Source organism: Aquabacterium lacunae (assembly GCF_004310865.1).
Classification (GTDB): domain Bacteria; phylum Pseudomonadota; class Gammaproteobacteria; order Burkholderiales; family Burkholderiaceae_C; genus Aquabacterium; species Aquabacterium lacunae.
In genome coordinates, this window is record NZ_SIXI01000005.1 from 106340 (window position 1) to 127754 (window position 21415).

Here is a 21415-nt window from a genome sequence, read left to right on the forward strand (position 1 = left end):
CTGCCATGACCAAGCCCCGCCAACGCCGTACCCTGACTGTTCGCGCCGCAACACGCAAGGCCGCCATGCCGCAGCCGATCCGTCGTCCTGCATGGGGCAAGGTTGATGCGGCTGGCGCCGTGCCGAAGCCACTGCCCATGGCGCTGGCCGTGGCGTCCGCGATGGGCTTGGCTCAGTCGGCTCTGGCGGCTGACAACACCATCACGGTGATGCAAAAGGGTGGGGCCAACGTCACGGGCACGCAGGTGCAGGTCAATGGCAACCGCACGAACATCACCACGACCACCATCAGTGGCAATGCGGCCTTCAACGCGTTCTCGCGTTTTGATGTGGCGGCAGGCAACACGGTCAATCTGGTCGTGCCCACTGCGGTCAACACGCTGGTGAATCTGGTCAGCAACCCGATCTCCATCAATGGCACGCTGAACTCGGTGCGCAACGGCACCCTCGGGGGGCACCTCGTGTTCGCCAGCCCCGACGGCATGGTGGTGGGGGCGTCGGGCGTCGTCAACACCGCGCGCCTGAGCGTGTTCACACCCAACCGTACCGACTTCGATGCCCTGACGGGCGCCATCGGCTCAGCCACTGGCGACAGCCTGACGGCGCAGCTCATGCGGGGTGAGATCGGTCGCAACGCCACCGGCTTCATCCGTGTGCTGGGCCAGATCAATGCCCTGGACGGCGTGACGCTGGACGCTGGCGGCAATGTGACCGTCGAGGCCGGGGCCGTGATCCGTGCGGGGTCCGACGCCCGCCAGGCCGCCACACTCACTGCCGCGGTCAATGCGTCGGGCAGTGGCCTGACCCTGCCTGCCCTGGTGAAGGTGGGGGGGGATATCGAAATTGTGTCCGAAGCCGATGTGGTGGTGGCCAACACGGCCCAGGTGTCGGCCGCTCAAAGGCTGGACCCTGTCACCGCCGACGAAGCCGCGCAAGGTGCAGGGCGTGGTGGCAACGTCAAACTGGTGGGTCGCACCGTCACGGTGGCCGGCTCGGTCGACGCGAGCGGGCAGCGCCGTGGCGGGACGGTGCAGATCGGTCAGCGCGACACCAGCCGCTTGGCGGGCCAGGGTGAGTTCGAGTTGGCCAAGCTGGCCGACGCGAGTTTCGATGAGAGCCTGGAAGCCACCGAAACCTCCACCTTGAACGTGGACGGCAGCTACAGCGGCCCGGCCAGCGCCTACCAGGCCACGCGGGCCAAGGCGGTGGTGACACGCAGCACCACGCTGGCGTCGACAGGCCAGGTGCTGGCCGATGCCTTGACGCAAGGTGACGGCGGACGCGTCGACTACGTCAGTGAGACGTCCAATCCGCCGCAACCGGGCGAGGGCACCTCCATTGCGGGCCGCACATCGGCACGCGGGACGGGTGCGGGTGGCCAAGGTGGCTCAGTGGGCTATGAGGGCCTCGGTGCCACCGGCTGGCGGGCCTCAGCCGTGACCGACCTCTCGGCGGGCTCTGGCGCAGCCTTGGGCACCCTGACCCTGGGCGCTTACAACATCCGCATCGTCGACGGCGCGGCCAGCGCGGGCGTGGGGTGCCTGACCACCTGCGACATCACGATCGGCACCATCCAGTCCTTGATGGGCACGGCCAACCTCACCCTGGTGGCCTCCAACCCCCTGGGCACCTCCACGCTGGCGTTGGCCGAGGGTGTCAACCTCGACTTGCGGTCGCAGATGGGGCTCGGCAGCGAAAAGGTGCTGCGTCTGCAGTCGCAGGACATCACCTTGCAGGCCGATTCGACCATCCAGACGCGCGGCGGGCGGGTCATTCTCAGCGGCCTGGGCTCGCTCACGTCCACCATTCCCTTGTTTGAGGGCACCCCGATCGCCACGCAGCAGCAGATCGTCAACCCGGTCTCGTTCAACTACCTGGGCGGCAGCTTCGGTGGCAACGTGACGATGAAGAGCGGCTCGCGCATCATCACGCGCCCGGTGGCCACCGGTCAGGACGCCACCACCGCTGCCACCTTGCAAGGCAAGGCCGGCGACGTGATCCTGCGCGGCGAGAACATCGACTTGCAGGCCGGCAGCGGCATCTACGCGCAAGGTGATGGCGTGCGCCAGGGCGGCACCGTGGAGCTGTCCACCTATTCGGCCGCCAACCATTACCTGGTGGTTTCCAACGCGAACAGCAGCCTCACCTTGGGCGGCACCGTGCGTGCCGGCACCATCAACGCGACCAGCATGGCCTACGCCGCTGCAGCGGGCACCGAAGAGAAGTTCGCCATGCAGGCCCTGGCCTTCCTGGGCGGTGTGTCGGCGGGCGTCGAGATCGCCAAGGCCAATGCCACCACCACGGTCAAATCCACCGCTGTGCTGCAGGCCGATGGCGACCTCAACCTCAACGCGCAGACCACCACCAGCGCGCTGAACAAGATCAAGGCCATCAACGCGGGCACCTTGCAAAGCGCGGTCACGCTCAGTGCCGCGTACGCCGAAACCGGCGGCGAGGCCAAGACGGTCATCGAGGGTGGCAGCATCACCGCCGGTGGTGCGCTCAATGTGCTGGCCCTGAACAACGCCACGGCACGTTCGAAGGTGTCGTCGATCAGCCTGGCCGGCGCGCCCATGAACGCGGCGTTCTCGATGGTCAAGACCGACAACAAGGCCACGGCCGATGTGCAGGGCGGCACCATCAAGGCCGCCAAGGTCGACATCCAGGCCTTGCAGGTGGGCGACACCTACAACGCCGTGGCCATCAAGAAGATTTCGGCCGATGGTGACTCGGACGGCGTGTCCGTCGCCGCGGCCGTGTCGCAGACCAAGTTCAGTTCGGAAGCCAAGCTGGGTGCCAACCTGATCGGGGTGGGCGATGTGAACGTGCTGGCCAACACCGTCACCTGGCAGAACTACAACAAGGTGGCCGCCAAGGACGGCAAGCTGCCCGCCATCGTCCAGAAGGTGCTGGCCAAGAAGGGCAAGACCGGTCTGGTGGCCGGCAACCCGGTCATGCAGTACGTGGCCGGCCAGGTCGATGCCGCGCTCAAGCGCCAGAACACCCGCGGCCAGTTCGACCTGCCTTTCCAGGCCAGCGGCACCGTGGCCTTCGTGGACAGCGAGCTGAACGCGAACGCGGTCATTGCGCCCAACGTCACCATCGACTCCACCGGCAATGTGGCCGTGGTGGGCCGCACCGAGAACCACTCCACCCACAACATCTCCCAGGCCGGTGCCAAGGCCAAGGACGACGTGGGCTTTGCGCTGTCGGCCGCCGTGGCCGTGGGCCTGTACGAGCAGAACGCCGACACCACCATCGGCCAGAACGTCACCATCAAGGCGCAGAACATCGGCGTGCTCGCCGAGACCGAGCAGCCGCTGGACGTGACCTGGGAAGACCAGTTCGACATCCGCAACAAGCCCGCCAAGATCCTCAAGGCGATCACCCCGCCGAACTTTGGCCTGGCCGACTACGTGCTGACCAGCTACGCCAGCGCCAAGGCCTCGCAGACGGTGGAAGGGGGCGCCGCCATCACCGGCTCGGTCAACTACACCAGCTTCAGCAACTCGGCGCGTGCATGGATCGCGCCCAAGGCCACACTGGAAGCCAAGGCCGCCAGCGACACGCCCTGGACCATGAGCTGGAAGATCCCCGAGCCGCCGCCGGCCTTCGTGGACCCGCTGGACAACGACAACCTGGTGGTGCCACCCGCCGGCCAGATCGAGGCCACCAAATCGCTGCTGTGCGCCTTCGAGGCCAATCCCCAGCAGTGCCGTCAGGATGCGACCCTGCCGCCCGACAAGGTGGTGATGTACGGCGTGTTCCCGGCCGACGTGCCGCCGCCGGTGCTGGGCATCACGCCAGCCACCTCGGTGGCTTTCGATCGCAGCCTGAGCGTGGACGCCACCAGCGAGACCATGGCCATCACCCTGGCCGGCTCGGCCGCGGGCCTGATCCCTCAGCCTGGCGCCAAGGGCGAGAACTCGGCAGGTGCCTCGGTGAACGTGCTGAGCACCGACCACCGCGTGTCGGCGCTGGTCGATGCCTCGGCCACCCTGAAAGCCAATGCCACGGTGTCGGTGCAGGCCAGTGCCGACGACACCCTGGTGGCCCTGACCCCTTCCGGTGGCAAGGCCGAAGACACCGGCGTGTCCCTGCTGGGTGCGGTCATCCTGACCGACAACAAGGTGCGAGCCCTGGTCGATTCGACCGCCCAGCTGGCCGCTCGCAACGTGATCCTGGACGCCCGCCAGGGCCTCACCGCGGTCAACGTGGCCGCCGCCCTGACCAGCGGCGGTGCAGTCTCTGTGGGCGTGGGCCTCAGCCTGGCCGATGTCTACACCGACACCCAGGCCCGCGTGGGGCTGGGCGTGGGCACCAGCGAGAGCTGGTTGCGCCCTGCCGGCGTGGCGGTGACGCCGTTTGCCGCGTTGGCGGTGGCCGATCAGGGCATCCGCATCAGCGACACCCTGACGGTCGATGCGCAGACCCAGGCCATGATCGTGTCGTTGGGCGTGATGGCCTCGGACACCAGCAACGACGACCCCAACACCTACGAAGGCCCGGCCAAGAAACCGAGCGCCGCGGCGGCCCTCAAGCAAAAGGCCACCGACAAGATCAGCAGCACCCGCACGGCCCTGGCCGAGAAGCTCAAGACCGTGCCCAAGGTGGGCAACACGCTGGACAAGACCGTCCGGCCCAAGCAGAAGGAGCCGCCCAAGGGCTCCCCCAGCGCGTTCAACCTGGCCCTGACCGCCAACGCCGCGGTCAACAACGTCGAGATGGTCACCAAGGCCGGCCTCGACGACGTCACGGTCAAGGCCCGCAACCCGGCGGCAGACAACGTCAAGGTCACGGTCAATGCGCTCGAGCAGGCCAACATCGCGGCCGCGTCGGGCGCAGGTGCCTTGTCGCGCGGCAAGGACCCGGCCGTCACCACCAAGGCCGGTGGTTCGGGCGCTCTGGCCCTGAACATCGTGCGCAACACCACCGAGGCTTCGGTGCGTGGTAGCACCATCCAGGACTTCTCCAGCATGAACGTGCTGGCCGACCGCCGCGGTGAAAACGTGACGGTGGGCCTCGGCCTGGCGGCCAGCTCAGGCTCTGCCCAGCAAGATGCACAGTCGCTGCAGGCCGCGGTGTCGGCCTCGGTGACCGATGTGGACAGTCAGCTCACCTCGGTCGTCGAGCGCTCGACCCTGACGGGCCGTCAGGGCGCCAAGCCGACCGACCCGGCCACGGCCGACCTGCAGGTGCTGGCCCGTGACAGCACCACCACTGGCGTGGGTGGCGGTGCCTTGAGCATTGGCGGCAGCAAGGGCGTGGGTGCCACGGTGGCCGTGGGCCTCATCAAGAGCGACACCACGGCCGCCATCCGCGGCAGCCAGGTCACCCAGGTCAACAACGTGCGCGTGGGTGCGTTCGATCCCACCACCATGGCCTCGGCCGCGGTGGCCGTGACCGTGTCGTCCGGCCAGTCGTCGTCGGCTGGTGTGTCGATCGCAGGTTCCGCCGCGGTCAACTTCGTCAACACCACCACGGTGGCCGAGATCACCGATGCACCGGCCTCGGGCCTGAAGCCCAAGGTGCGCAGCAGCATCACCGCCGATGGTGACGTGTCGGTGGTCGCGAGCGACCAGGTCACCACCCAGGCCAAGACCGCTTTCGACGCGGCCTATGCGGCCCATGCCGCCGGTGCGCCGCGTGGCGAGGCCGATGCCGACGTGGGAGAAGACCGTTCCGATTTTGGCGCCGGCTTCCTGGCCAACAAGACCAGCGATGGCAAGTCCAGCATCTCGGCCCAGCGTGAGGTGCCCGAGGGCGAGACCGACTCCAACAACCCGGCCGTGACCTGGGACACCGCGCGCGCTGGTTCGCTGATGATCGCCGTGACAGGCACGGGCGTCGGCCAGGGCAATGGTGCTGGCGTGGGCGTGTCTGTGTCGGTGTCTGAGAAATCGCACATCGCCCGTGCGTACGACGCCGACCTGACCGCCAACAAGCTCGACATCGCGGCCAAGGCGTCCACCCTGGCCGTGGACGTGGCCGTGGGCGCGGCCGTGTCCACCGACACCAGCAACTTCAGCGGCGTGGGCTCGGCGGCGGCCACCTCGAATGGCAATGTCACCGAGGCCCGACTGGGCAAGAGCGGCACCACCACCAACGTCACGCTGCGCAGCAAGGCCGATGACGCCCTGCAGGTGCGCGCCGAAGACGACACCCAGAACTGGACGGTGGCCGGCAACGTGGCCGTGAACATGCAAAGCGGCGCAGCCATTGGCCTGGCCCTGGGCGTGAGCGAAAGCACCGCGCGCACCGAAGCCATCGTGGAACGCGCCAAGGTGGTCAACACCGGTGGCAACCGCGTCACGGCCTCGAGCGATTCCGACTTCTTCACCCTGGCCATCAGCGGGGGTTATGCCGCCGGCGTGGCCCTCAATGGCTCGGTCACTTACGACGACATCGCCTCGGTGACCAAGGCCGAAGTGCGTGATGGCAGCGACATCTCGGGCTCCAGCCTGAGCATCCTGGCCGGTGACACCTCGGCCAGTGGCAACGAATCGTCGCGCATCTTCTCGCTGGCGGGCACGGGCGCCAAGGGCGGTACCGCCATCGGTGCGGGCATCAACATCAACATCATCCGCATGAGCAACCAGGCGCTCATGTCGGATTCGACCTTCAGCATCGGTTCGGGCGGCATCCTGCAGCGTGCGCGCAGCAACGCCGAAATCTGGGCCGCCGCCGTGTCGGTCGGTGTGGGCGACAACTTCGCTTTCAACGGCGCGAGCGCCAACTCGGCCATCGAGAACGTGACCCTGGCCGAAAGCACCGGTGTCAACCTCGACACCGATGGCAACTACACCCTGGCGGCCGAAGACGATTCGGCCTCGCGCACGCTGAGCCTGGGGCTGGCCGCCAGCACCGGCGGTGGCGCCGGCGGTGCGGCGATCACGGTCAACCACATGGGCACCCAGACCCGCGCTTCGCTGCACGGTGACACCACCGACGCGAACGCCAAGGTGCAGGCCCGCAATGTGAAGGTGACGGCCGACAGCGACGGCACCGTGGGCGTGCTGGCCGTGGGCATTGGTGGGGCATCCACCGGTGCGGTGGGCGGTTCGATCGGCGTCAACGTGATGACCAACCGCATCGTGGCCGAGATCGACCAGGGTGCCAAGGTCGATGCCGACAACAACGTGCTGGTGCGGGCCACCGACAAGGGCGACATCTCGGCACTGGCCGGTGGTGTGGCCGTGTCGGCCAGTTCCTTCTCGGCGGCCTTGGGGGCCTCCGCCTCGGCCAACGTCATCCAGAACAGCACCCGTGCGTCCATCGGCAACGACGGCGAGGCCACCACGGTGGTCAATGCCCGTGCGCAAGACCGCACGGACACGCTGGAAGTGGCCAATGGCGACCTGACCGAACAGGTCACCTACGACGGCTTCACCAAGGCCGAAAACTACGCAGCGCCCACGCTGACCCAGGCCACCAAGAATGTCACCGGCGTGGCAGTCAACGCCTCCTCGGTGCGCCATGTCAAGGCCATGGGCCTGACCGTGGGCCTGGCCGCCAGCCTGGGCGGCGGCTTCGCGGGCAACATCGGGGCGCAGGTGGCCGGTGGTGACACCACCGCACGCATCACCAATTCGCGCCTGAACTTCAACCGCCAGGCCATCCCGGGGGTGGACGAAGCCGACCAGGTGCTGCACCTGGGTGAAACGGGCACGGCCCAGAACGTGGACATCCTGGCGGCCAGCCACCAGTACAGCGCCAACTTCGCTTTCGCGGGCTCGGGCTCTGGCATCGTGGCGGCTTCGGGTGCCGTGTCGGTCGATGTGAACGTGGCCACCACCGTGGCCGAGCTGCGCAACAGCGAAGTCGATGCTGGCGGTGTGGTGGGCGTGCAGGCCTCGAGCACGGGTGGCATGGCCGGCTCCGTCGCCTCGGTGGCCGGTGCAGGCGGCCTGGCGGGCGCAGGCACCGTGGAAGTGGGGGTGAGCAAGGGCACCACCCGCGCAGGCGTGTACGACAGCGAAGTGCACGCGGCCGGTGTGGCCGTGAACGCGCGCAACCTCAGTGGCAACAAGTTCGTGGTCGGTTCGGGCGCCATCGCGGGCGGCTACGCCGGCGCCGGCTCGGTGCTGGTCGCGGTCAGCGAGCAGACCACCACCGCCGAGATCGACCAGTCGCGCACGGGCAGTCGTGCGGGGCAGGCCCGTCGCACGGTTCGCGCCGAATCGAAGGGCATCGACCATCCGGCCGATGGCCAGATCACGGTCGATGCCGTCAACGACGTGCGCAACGGCAATGTGGTCGTGGCACTGGCTGGGGGCTCCGATGTGGGCGTGGCCGGTGTGATCGACGTGACGGTGCACAACAGCACCACGCAAGCCCGCGTGCGCGACGCCAACCTGGAGGCGTCGGGCCGCTCGGGAGACACCACCCGTGGCGTGCGCGTGAAGGCCGAAGACAAGGGCAACATCCTGCGCGCTGCAGGCGCAGCGGGCATCTCGTTCGGCTCGGCCGGCGCCAGCGGCGCGGTGTCGCTGATGATCGGTCGCAGCTCGGCGCAGGCCACGGTCACCGATTCGGTGGTGGATGCACCCGTGGTCACGGTCGAGGCCTTGAACCGCAAGCAACTCGACAACTACGCCATCGGCCTCGGGGTCGGTGGTGGTGCGGGCGTGGGCGGCACGCTGTCGCTGGTCATGCTGGGCACGGCGCCTGCTTCGCAGCAGCAGCCGGCAGCCTTCGGCGCCTTCACCGGCAACAGCAAGGGCGGCTCGTCCATCGATGCGGCCTCCGGTGCCACGTCGGGCCTGAACGGTGTGTTCAGTGTGGACCAAAGCTCGCCTGGCAAGAGCGGCCGCAGCGAAAGCGCGCTCACCTCGAGCGAACTGGCGCAACTGCAGGGCGCATCCAGCACCAGCACCGACATGGGCAGTCTGCTCAGCAGCGGCCGTGCCAACGAGGCCAAGGCCCTGGTCAGCAACTCGGTGCTGCGCACCGACCGCGCCAACGTGGTGGCCCAGACCGAAACGTCCATCATCAATGCACCGGGCGCCCTGGGCGCCGCCGGTGCCGTGGGCGTGGGCGGCAGCATTGGCCTGACCTTCGTGAACAACGCCGTCGAGGCCGGCCTGAGCCGCAGCCTTGTGATGGCCCGCGATGGTGGCGCACGCCCCACCGTGACGGTCAGTGCGGTGGCCGACAACCTCAGCCGCGGCAGCAGCCATTCGGTCAAGGACGGGAGCACCCAGATCGATTGCGGCAAGGACACCACCGTGTGTGCCGTCTCCGTGGCCGGTGGTGCCGGTGGCCTGGTGGGCTTCGGTGCCGCGGTGGCCCATGTGGGCCTGAACAACCAGGTCTCGACCCATGTCGACGGTGACCTCACCGTGGGCTCGCTCGCCTTGACATCGGAGGACAACAGCAAGGTCGATGTGTTCACGCTGGGCGCCTCGGTGGGCGCCGTGGCCGTGGGTGCATCGTCGGCCACCGCCGTGCGTGACGGCGCGGTGACCGCACAGATCAACCCCGATCGCAACGGTGCTGGCGAGTCCTTCTCGGCCGCTGGCACAGCTGCCGGTCTGAGGGGCGCTCGTGTGCAGGCCAGCGAACTGGTCTCGGTCACGGCCCATTCGGGCGGTGTGATGCGCGCACGCGCCATCGGCCTGGCCGCAGGGGCAGCAGGCGCCACTGGCGCTGGCACCGGCCTGACCGACAACATTTCCACCACCGCCCGCATTGGCAACAACGCCCTGGTCAGCAGTGCCAGCGGCAACATCGCCCTGAGTGCACGCCACGATGCCGCCCTGACCGCCGATTCGCTCGGTGTGGCGGTGGCATCCTGGGGCGCACTGGGTGTGTCGGCATCGACCGCCGTCATCAATTCGCAGACCACGGCCGAAATCGACGATGGGGCCCAGGTGCTGGCGCGGACCACGTCCAACCCCAACACCGGGACCACCGACGAGAACCAGTTGTCGGTCGAAGCGGTGGACACTTCGTCGGCCAGCAGCAAGGCGGTGGCAGGCACGGGCGCGTTGCTGGTCGGCGCCAACGCCGCAGTAGCCGACACCACCCAGAAGGCGCGCACGCACACCCGCCTGGGCGACCAGGTGACCCTGGGCTCCGGACTGCTGTCGCTGAGTGCCAACTCCAACGTCTCGGGCAGTTCAGTGGCCACCGGCATCAGCGTGGGTGGCTTGCTGTCGGTGGGGGCTGCCATCTCGCGCACCCATGCCCAGACCGACACCACCCTGGCCTACGGCCTGGGCACCCGGTTTGAACAGGTCAATGGCAACGAGGTGGTGGGCGCACGCGCCAGCCTGAGCGCCAAGGGGCAATCGAACCTGATCTCTCGCACCCTGGCGGGTTCGGGCGGCATCGTCTCGGGCGCAGCGGCTTCGTCGGCCATCGACGACACCGGCCGCGCCAGCGTCACGCTGGCCGATGGCTCGGGCTCGGCCACCAATGCACACGCCACCCTGGCCGGCCACACCGTCGAGGTGGTGGCCGACTACATGTCCAGCTACGGCATGCACGCCAACGCGGTCAATGCCAGCGTGGTGGGCGCCAGCGGTACCGAAGCCATCTACACGAACAATGCCAACGGCCGCAAGTCGGGCGCCACCATCGATGTGGGCCGCTACGGCGAGGTCGAGGCCCTTGATGGCATCAGCCTGACCGCTGCCAGCCACGTGCAGCGTGTGCCGGGCACCGAATCGCCCACCGATGGCGACGCCATGTACGTGGCCACGGGTGCAGGCGGTGGCCTCATCAGCGGCGCGGCCGTGATCGCCAAGCAGACGCTCAACCATGAGGCGGCCACGCGTATTGGCGACAACGCCAGCCTGGTCACCAGTGGCGACCCCTACCTGCGCAAGGGCAACATCGCCGTGCACGCCCGCACCACCACGGATGCGGCCATGCACGTCAAGCTCAACACGGGCGGGGCCATCCAGGCACCCTTCACCAAGTCCGAGACTTTCCTGAACACGCAGGTCACCGCGACCCTGGGCCAGAACGTGCTGGTGCGCAGTTCGGGCAGTGTGGGCCTGACCACCAGCGTGGACCACAAGGTGCTCAGCGAGGCGGTCACCAAGACCTACGGCGCCATCGGCATTGCCGGTGGCCGTTCGGTCACTGAGCTGATCGCCAACGAGACCGTCGGCATCGGCTCGGGCTCGGACGTCTTTGCATGGGACAACGTCAGCATCGGCTCGGGCATGGACGCGCAAGGCGCAGCCATCAACCTGCTGGGTGCCCGCTCGATCACCGACGTCTACAACTACGCGATCATCCCGATCACGCCCGAGCTGGACGCCGAAGCCTCGGCCGTGGACCGCGCCAACGTGACCGTGTCCAACGGCGCCCGTGTGCGCTCGGTGCGCGATGTGCGCATCGGCTCTCGCCGCGGCTTGTCCGACGCCAAGACCGTGGCCGCAGGCCACAACCCCTACAGCGAAAGCACGCACGAGGTCATCAACGAGCCTGGCAAGGAGCTGGTGAAGTACGAGCACGGCCTGACCGTGGACGGCCAGGTGCTGGCCGGCGTGCGCAGCACGGTGAAGGTCAATGTCAGCAACACCAACAACCTGACCTACCGGGTTGAAGATGGCAGCGGCGATTCGCAGGTGTCCATCGACCCGCTGCTGGCCGAAGGCGGCATGGTCACGGTGGGTTCGATCAACGCACTGGGCGGCAATGCGCCCAACCGTGTGTTCGTCAAGACCACGCTCAACGCCAAGGACTACCTGCTCAGCCTGATGAACGCCACCTCGGACAACGAGGAGGCCGAGCGCCTGGGCAACCTGGCGGCGCTGGTCAACCCCAACACGCTGGACACTTTCGTGTTGCCGGACCTGCGCGCCTATGGCGGCAGCATCAAGGTGGACGCCGACACCATCAACGGGCGCGGTGTGTTGCGCGCCTCCGGCGGTGCCACCATCGACATCCAGAATGCGGGCAACAACCACCTGTTCATCAACAACCTGCTGATCCCCGATGCCGAGTCGGGTGGCCATGTGGACTTCGTGCGGGGTCAGCTGCGCGACAAGCTGGCGCTGTCCGTGCAGGAGTACGCCACCGATCGCCAACCCCTGATCAACATCCGCTCCAACTACGTCAACCCGCAGGGTGGCAAGAGCGGCACGATCTTCTTCGTGCCCGGGCGCATGCTCAACGGGCAGACCAGCCAGGTGTCGAACCTGCAAGGCCGCCTGGCGGTGCAGACCGACTATGGCGACATCGCCATCACCTCGGCCGTGAGCGCGGCCGAGATCCTGCAGGACGCGCCTCAGGGCGCCGTATCGCAAGGCACACCGAATACGCCGTTCTTCACGGGTGGTGACCCGGCCTATGCCTGGCAAGCGGCCGTGAGCCGGCTGTCGAACCCGGCTTCTTCGTGGTTCTTCAATTTTGGCGAAATCTTCCCGTCGCAGATCGCCTTGATGGCCGCCCGGGAAAAGTTCATCGAGCTGGTGGGCCGTGAGCCCAACTCCACCGAAGAACTGTCGCGCGTGCTGGCGTCGAACGGCGACCCGAACCAGTACGACCCCAAGCTGGGCTACAGCATCAACAACGACCAGCAGGTCTGGTCGTATGTCAACAACGGCGTGAACTTCGGTCAGATCGCTGGCAAGTTCGGGGACGATTCGCCCGCCGCCTACCTGCGTTGGTACAAGAACCGCTACCTGTTCACCGAGCACGCCCTGTTGTCGCCCACGGCCTCCAGCACCACGCTGTTTGCCGGTGACAACGCCAACAACCCGACGGTGCCCACAGGCATCAACGGGGGGCAGCTGCTGCAGATCAACGCTTCGATCCTAGACCTGAACGGCAAGATCAGCTCCGGCGTCTCGGGCAGCAACTCGGTCACGGTGCGCAACACCCCGGTCATTCCGGTGGGCGAGGTCAAGATCTCGGTGCTGGACTGCTTGCTGGACCCCACCTGCGTGGCCCGCAATGGCTTGTCCGACTACCGCGACCCGGTCACGGGCATGTACCGCCTGGACACCATGACCAATGGCGTGACCTCGGTCAAGTCTGGCGACCGCGCCGTGCCCATCTGGTTCGACACGGCCAGCCGCCAGCTGGTCACCCGTTCCATGACGGGTGGCAACGGTGGCCGCATCCTGCTGTCCGGCCAGATCATCAACTCCAGCCGACTCGACGGTACGGGCCGCACCAACGCGCTGATTCAGCTCAACAGCGGCGCGCCGCAATTCGACATCCAGAACCTGACGGGCTTCAACCTGTCCCTGGGCAGCATCAACACGGGTGACCTGGGCAAGAGCGAGCTGCGCATCACCGACAAGCTGCGCCGTGACGGCCAGGGCCGTGCGCTGACCACCTGGTACGTGTACGACCCCGCCGCGGGCGGCCGCCAGGGCTTCACCCAGTACCAGGCCTACGGCGCGAACCTGCGCGAGGGGTATGCCAACCTGTCGGGCAACTACCTGGGGCAGTCCAACACGCTGGCCTACAACCCGGTCGATGGCGCTCGCCTGAACTGGACGCGATCGGCCACCATTGGCCGCACCGTGTACAACCCGGTGGCCAACAGCAACGCCTGGTGGGATTGGCGCGCCACGGAATGGCAGTACACCAGCGGCTGGTCGAACAACGGCAACTATTCCGTGTCGGTGAACCCGGGTGACCGTGACACCACGATCCGCCTGAGCATGGACACCACCGAGTGGAACCGTTTCAGCACGGGCGTGGGCTACAGCTACAACGGCCCAGCCGAGCGTTACTTCAACCTGCCGACCTCCATCCATGCGGTGCAATCCGTGTCGGTCAAGGCCGACACGCCGATCCCGATCCGCGCGGCCGGCGCCTCGGAGGGCCTGATCAACGTGCTGTCGTTGGGCGGCATCACCCTGGAAGGCTCGCTGACCAACCGCACCGGCAGGACCGATCTGACCGATCGGGGCACCGGCATCCGCCAAGGCACCGAAGTCGATCCGATCATTGCCGCACGTCAGCTCAACATTTCCAGCACGCGCGATGTGGGCGCTGCGCCCGATCAGAGCGGTCTGCGCAAGCCCGTGCGGATCGACATGACCACCGATGCCCAAGGCAACCCCCTGGGCACGCTGCGGGCCGAGGTGACCAACGGCTCGCTGTTCCTCGATGCCGTGGGCCCGGTGCGCGTCGAGCGCCTGTCTTCGCAAGGCACGACCTGGCTGCATGCGGCGGGCAGCATCTCGACCGCCAACGGCGGGCCGGTGTTCGGCCAGATGGTCGATCTGGTGTCGACCAACGGCTCCATCACGGGTGACAACGTCAACCAGGGTGTGAACTACCGTGGCGGCATCCTGTCGGCCAAGGCACGTGGCGACATCCGCATCGACAACCAGGGCGATGTGCTGCGCATCAACGAAGTTGCGTCGGCCGAAGGCGAAGTGGCCCTGACGTCGGCCAGCGGCATGCGCGATGCCCGCGAGGAGGTTTCCACCGAATTCCGTTCGGAAGACGAGATCCAGGCCTTGTGGAACGATCGCCTGCAGATGACCGATCAGGCCGGCGCCCTGGCCGATGCCCAAAAGCACACCATCACGCCGTATCAGCAGCGTGTGCGCACCGACTACGACACCTGGTGGGCTCTGATGGATGCGGGCTCGGTGGACGCTTCCGGGCAGTTCACGGTGGGCAAGGTCACCAACGAGTGGCGCACCCGCACCCAGCAGGCCCTGAACCTGGCCGCAGCACCCACTGACCAGCAGGTGCGTGACTTCATCGTCGACACCTGGCGCACCCGCGCCCGCAGCGCACAGGGCCTGGACAGCAATGCCTCGCTCAGCGCGGCCGAGGTGCAGGGCTATGTCAGCGGGCTGTACGCCAGCCTGAGCAGCCGCTTCGATGAAGCCTATGGTGGTCAGGGCTGGAAGCAACAAGGAGCCTTCCAGTCCTACAACCGTGATTTCGCCTACGACATGGCGGTCTCTAACCAGGCCCTGCGCGACCAGCTGGTGCGCGGTGCCTACTGGGGCACCGACCTGTTGACCAACCAGATCCGTTCGGCGGCGCTGGCACGCACAGCCACGGAGACCCCGCTGCCGTCGTACACCAACGTGAGCGGCCGCAAGGTCACGCTGAGCACGGGCACTGGCACTTCGGTGGGGCGTTACGTGCAGGACCTGGCGATCCCGCTGTACAACGCCGACGGCAGCAGCCGCAAGCTCAGTGCAGTGGAACTGCAGGCCTTGTTGCAGGCCACCTCGCCCAACGACCTCACGGTGGTCAAGGACGCCAATGGCAAGCCGATCTCGTTCGTGGCGCGTCAGAACCGTCCGGTGATCGTCTCGGCCACCGAGGCACTGAAGGTCACGGCCGGCATCGACGCCATCGTCAGTGCACGCGGCCAGGCCAAGGTCGATTCGGTCACGGCCAACACCGGGCAGGTGCGCTTCACGGCGGAAGACGGCATCTTGCGTGTGGGTTCAGGCGCCACGTTCTCGTCGGGTTCGGGCGGCATGATCCTGAACGCGGGCCGAGGCAGCATCGGCACCTTCGACCCTGCGCAGGGCAACCGGGCTGTGCTGATCAGCAGCACACGCCCCAATGCAGACATCGTGCTGGAGCAGGTGCGTGCGGCCAACGGCGAGATCCGCATCGAGCGTGCTGACGCCGGCGATGTGCAGTTCGACGAAATCACGGCGGCACAGCGTGCCCACATTTCGGTGGCCGGTGGTGACCTGCTGGCGCGCGACAGCGCCGTGGGCATCGTTGCCAGCGAGCTGATGGTCAAGCTGCCAGCCGGTCGATTCGGTGCTGTGGCGGACACGGGCAAGGCCGTGCTGCAGCTCAACGCATCGGATGCCGATGGCACCCTGCCGGGGCTGTTCGGCTTCCAGGTGCGTGACGATGTGCGCGTGTCCCTGGCGCCCAACAAGGGCGTCTCCCTGGTGGGCTTCAATCAGGGCGGCGCCTCGGTGGCCAGTCAGGCCGCAGCGTTCTTGCTGGACGCGGGCACCACGCCGCTGACCACGGGCCCGCAAGTGCGTCTGGCCGGCGAGGTCATCACCACCCAGGATGCGGTGGTGCAGGGCGACAGCCGCTGGGTGGTGGCCAGTGGCCGACTGCAGAGCACCACGGGCCAGGTGCGCCTGGACGTGGGGCAGTACAGCAGCGCAGGAACCGCCGCGGCCGAGTTGCAGGCGGCCCAGGCCGTTCGCGTGCGGGCGTCGGAAGGCGACATCCAGATCGGTAATGTGTCCGCGCAAGACATTGCACTCGATGCGCCCGTGGGCCGCATCGTGGCTGCACAAGCTGACACCAACCGCCTGACGGCCACCCGCCTGGTGGACCTCAACGGTGGCGGCGCTGGTCAGGGCATCGGCGAGTCGGTGGCCAAGCCGCTTACCGTGGCTGCGCCCACGGTGGCCGCCAGCTCCGCGGCTGGCAATGTGTACCTGCGCCTGCTGGGTGACCAGGTCACGGCGCAACGCCTGAGCGCGCCGGGTGGTGTGCTGGACGTGACCGCATCGAAGGACCTGCTGGTGCGCACCGATGTGCTGGCCCGCAGCATCCAGCTGCAAGCCGCCGGGTTGCTGGACAGCACGGGCTACAGCGTCCGCTCGACCCTGGCCGAGGGCGACCTGTTCCTCAAGGCCGGGCGTGTGGTGGCGGACCGCGTGCTGCACGACAACGGCACGGTGCGTGTGGAGGGCACACAAGGCGTGAATGTCAGCGGCCTGCTGCAAGCAGGCACCGAGGCCACCATCACGTCGACCAACGGCGATGTGTCCGTGACCGCGCTCCAGGCCGGTGGCAACGCCTCGCTGGTGGCCGGTGGCGCCTTGAGCGTGGGCAACGCCCAGACCGGCCAGAGCCTGTCGCTCAAGGGCGTGGGCCTGGTCAAGGGTGACACCCTGGCCGCAGGCACGACGCTGGACGTGCAATCGACCGAAGGCAACGTGGCCCTGGGCCAGAGCACCAGCGTGGGCAACACCACGGTGACTGCTTCCAAGAACGTCACGTTCAACGCGGTCGAGTCCACCGCAGGCTCGGCTTCGCTGCAAGCCGGTGTGGACCTGACGGGCACCACACTGAAGACGTCGCAAGACGCATCGGTCACGGCCGGTCGCGACCTCAGTCTGACCACGCTGCAAGCGGGCCGCAAGGCTGCGCTGGTGGCCGGTGGTGCCTTGACGGTGGGCAACGGCCAGTCTGGCCAGAGCCTGTCGCTCCAGGGCGTGGGCTTGGTCAAGGGTGACACCCTGTCCGCAGGCACGACCCTGGACGTGCAATCGACCGAAGGCAACGTGGCCCTGGGCCAGAGCACCAGCGTGGGCAACACCACGGTGACTGCGTCCAAGAACGTCACGTTCAACGCGGTGGAGTCCACCGCTGGCTCGGCCTCGCTGCAAGCCGGCGTGGACCTGACGGGCACCACGCTGAAGACGGCGCAAGACGCATCGGTCACGGCCGGTCGCGATCTCAGCCTGACCACGCTGCAAGCGGGCCGCAAGGCTGCACTGGTGGCCGGTGGCGCCTTGAGCGTGGGTAACGGCCAGACGGGCCAGAGCCTGTCGCTCCAGGGCGTGGGTCTGGTCAAGGGTGACACCCTGGCCGCGGGCACGACGCTGGACATGCAATCGACCGAAGGCAACGTGGCCCTGGGCCAGAGCACCAGCGTGGGCAACACCACGGTGACTGCGTCCAAGAACGTCACGTTCAACGCGGTGGAGTCCACCGCTGGCTCGGCCTCGCTGCAAGCCGGCGTGGACCTGACGGGCACCACGCTGAAGACGGCGCAAGACGCATCGGTCACGGCCGGTCGCGACCTCAGCCTGACCACGCTGCAAGCGGGCGGCAAGGCTGCGCTGGTGGCCGGTGGCGCCTTGAGCGTGGGCAACGGCCAGACGGGCCAGAGCCTGTCGCTCCAGGGCGTGGGCCTGGTCAAGGGTGACACCTTGTCCGCAGGCACGACGCTGGATGTGCAATCGACCGAAGGCAATGTGGCCCTGGGCCAGAGCACCAGCGTGGGCAACACCACGGTGGTGGCGTCCAAGAACGTCACGTTCAACGCGGTCGAGTCCACCGCAGGCTCGGCTTCGCTGCAAGCCGGCGTGGACCTGACGGGCACCACGCTGAAGACGGCGCAAGACGTGTCGGTCACAGCAGGTCGCAACCTGAGCCTGACCACGCTGCAAGCAGGTGGCAATGCCTCGCTGGCGGCTGGGGCCGATCTGTCGATCGAGGGTCTGCAGGTGGCGGGCCGGGTGGACGCCCAGGCCGGTGGTGACATGAACGGCAACACCTGGCAGGTGGGGCAGGGGCTGACCGCCAGCATGACCGATGGTCGATTCGGTACCTTGACCGCCGACGACGGTGACATCGTGCTCGAGGCCCGGCGTGACCTCACCCTGGGTGTGGTCCGTGTCAACGGTGCCGACAACGGTCTGCGTGCCCGTGCGGGCCGCAACATCGCCGGCCAGGACATCCGTTCGGCTGGTTATGTGGACATGTTTGCTGGAGGTACCTTGTCGGTGGTCGAGCTGGAAGCCCCGCGTGTGCGTCTGGAAAGCATCGGCGCCATGACCCTCGACGTGCTGCGTGCCGACCGAGCCGAGCTGCTCAGCGCCACGGAGCTGCTGCTCAAGCAGGGTCGCATCGGCTCGGGCCTGTCGATGAGCTCGCCGCGCATGACAGCCACGGTTCAGCACACCCGTGATGATGCCCCGCTGGATTTCCGCATCGGCGGTTACGGCAACAACCCGGTGATCGACCTGGCCACCATCACGCTGGACAGCGCCCAGCCCCTGCGGGTGCCCGAGTTCGACATCACCAACGGCACCTTCCGCTTCAACGTGCCCTCGTTCCGATTCGAGGGCATGAAGGTGGGTGAGGTGGTCAACGTGTACAGCCAGGGCCTGCGCACCCTCATCGACAACCTCACCCCGAGGTTGCCCATCGAAGGCATCGACCTGACCTTGTACGAGCCGACACGCCGCTTCATGCTGATGCAGCAACCCACGGGCATGTACACCACGGCTTACGCGGTGGCCGGTCGCGTGCTGCTGCCGGTGTTCATCGGCAACTACACCTTCGAGCGCGATCCGGTGAAGCTGAACGCCAGCGGTACCACGGTCATCACCGTCAACACCCTGTTGCCGACCTACCCGGCCGATCTGGGCTTCTCGAGGCAGGTTCAGCTGGCCGACAACCTGCGCGTGGACGATCGGTTTGATGTGGCCCTGGAGAAGGCCCTGAGCCAGCCCACGGCGGCCGGTCCAGCGGTGCAGACCGAAGAATCCGAAGAGGACGAGCCCCTGATCGAGGTGGTGAGCATGGCCAAGCCCTGATCCTCCTGTGGACTCAAGGCCGGCTGGCAGAAAATGAATCTGCCTTGGCCTGCAGCCACCATCCAATGCGCCCGCTTGTCACCACAATCGGGCGCATTGTTTTGTGCACGCCAGGGTGGCGAGGAGGATCGGTCATGCATCGAACGGCGTCGGAGCGTCTGGGCTGGCTGTTTGGGCTGGTGATGGCGGCTGGTTCTGCCCAAGCCCAGTCCAGCTACACCATGACCACCTTGAATGTGCCAAGCGGCCAATTGGGGGTCATGGCCACGGCCATGCAGGCCTCGGGCATGGTGGTGGGCTTTCAGCAGGTTCGCCAGGGCACGGTCTACGCGGCCCCCGGTGATTTCGGCACGCTTGTGGATTGCCCTTTCGGCTGCGCCGCCTACACCACGCAGGTGTTGTCCTGGGGGCCCGAGACAGCCGCCTCTGTTTCGCCACAGCTGGGCTCGACCTACTTCGCGCCGACACAGGTGAATGCGCGGGGCAGCCTGCTGGGCTTCACAGTGTCGCGCGAAGTGCGCAAGCTGGATCTGAAGGTGCCTGTCACGCCACAGGCCCTCTTGCCCTCGAGCCTGGGTGTGGGCCGCGGCTTACCCAGCGTGCTGATCGACGGCAAGCGCACCACCATCGCTCCCTTCCAGGCGGGGGCCATCCTGCCCGACAACACCTTGCTCGGTGGTTCGACATTGGGTTACTACGACCCGCCGGATGGCCTGCCCGAGACCCTGTTGCCCGCCCTGAGGACGGTGGTGCCTGATGGCGTGTCAATCACCACCCGGCAGGCCCTGCCAGCGCCGTACATCACAGGCCGATTCCTGCGTGCCAATGCGGTTGGTGACACAGTGGGCCAAGTGGCCACAGGGGCGCAGGCCCCGTGGCTGCCCGCGTTGTGGCAAGCCGGCCAGTTGCAGATCCTGGACGTGCCTGCAGGCTTCGAGCCGGTGGCTCTGAACGATGCGCGGCAGGTGCTGTTGCAAGCCCCGGCGCCGAATGGGCAGGCTGGGGTCTGGTTCAACGGCGGCTGGCAGCCCATCCAGTCGGCGGGCAGGAAGGTATATGCCACCGCCATGAACCAGCGTGGCACGGTCGTCGGTTGCACGCAGGCGCCAGCCACCATGCCGCGTCGAGCCGACAACTCCGCCTTCCTGTGGCGACAGGGCGTGCTGCAAGATCTCACCCAGGAGCTGGCATCCAAAGGCGTCAAGTTGCCCAGTGGCACCCGATTGGGCTGCCCTCTGGCCATCAATGATCAGGGCACCATCCTGGCCTACACCTACCGCACCCTCTGGCCCGATTCGGTGACCTGGGTGCGGTTCAACGCCCGCCCTTGAAGCGCCTCAGCGCAGGTAAGGGTTGTACAGCCGCTCTTCGCCCAGGGTGCTTTCGGGGCCGTGGCCCGGCGTGAAGGTCACGTCGTCGCCCAGGGCGAACAGGCGGTGCTTGATGGCGTGGATCAGGTCGGCGTGGTTGCCGCCCGGGAAATCGGTGCGGCCGATGCTGCCGGCAAACAGCACGTCGCCGACGAAGGCATGCTTCAAGTCGGGCGAATAGAACACCACATGGCCGGGCGTGTGCCCCGGGCAGTGCAGCACCTGCAGGGTGTGCGCACCCAGTTGCACCGTGTCGCCCTGGTTCAGCCACTGCGTGGGCGTGAAGTGCTCGGCTTGCGGAAAACCGAACATCTGGCTTTGCTGCGGCAAGGCCTGGATCCAGTAGTCGTCACCCTGGCCCGGCCCGATGATGGGCACACCCTCGGTGCGCGCGATGGTGCCCGTGGCGCCGGCATGGTCGATGTGCGCATGGGTCAGCCAGATGGCCTTGAGCGTGAGCGCGCGCTGCTGCACGGCGGCCATCAGCATGGGGATGTCACCGCCCGGGTCGATCAGGGCGGCTTCGTTCGTGTCGCTGCACCACAGCAGCGAGCAGTTCTGTTCGAAGGCGGTGCAGGGGAGGGTGAGGCGGTGCAGCATGGGTCAAGGGGTTCGTGATAACAAAGTCTCAAAATTCTCAGCAAAGTTTCAAAAATGCTGCCTGTCGCAGCATTCACGTGTGATGACAAAGTATTAAAAGGCTTTGATTCGTATGGAATTTTGGCAGGGTAGCACTGCATTGAGGTCAACGCAGGGTGCGACGTAACGATCTGGGAACGACTGATC

Annotated in this window: 3 protein-coding genes; 2 read left to right on the forward strand and 1 reads right to left on the reverse strand. The window is 67.2% G+C overall.

Annotated features, from left to right (window positions below; translation table 11 throughout):
* The first annotated feature begins 5 nt into the window (after window positions 1–5).
* Together EYS42_RS12780 and EYS42_RS12785 are read left to right on the forward strand one after the other, a co-directional pair.
* Window positions 6–19259: a leukotoxin LktA family filamentous adhesin gene (locus tag EYS42_RS12780; protein ID WP_165456768.1), complete on the forward strand. Its 19254-nt coding sequence runs from the start codon at window positions 6–8 to the stop codon at window positions 19257–19259.
* A 134-nt stretch (window positions 19260–19393) separates the two neighbouring features.
* Entirely contained in the window at window positions 19394–20590 is a 1197-nt protein-coding gene (locus EYS42_RS12785) for a hypothetical protein (RefSeq protein WP_130968577.1), read from the forward strand.
* A 6-nt stretch (window positions 20591–20596) separates the two neighbouring features.
* Here EYS42_RS12785 and EYS42_RS12790 read toward each other — a convergent pair whose 3' ends face one another.
* The gene (locus tag EYS42_RS12790) at window positions 20597–21229 is read right to left on the reverse strand and encodes an MBL fold metallo-hydrolase (RefSeq protein ID WP_130968578.1); all 633 of its coding nucleotides are present in this window, start codon (window positions 21227–21229) and stop codon (window positions 20597–20599) included.
* Between the last annotated feature and the right edge of the window lie 186 nt (window positions 21230–21415).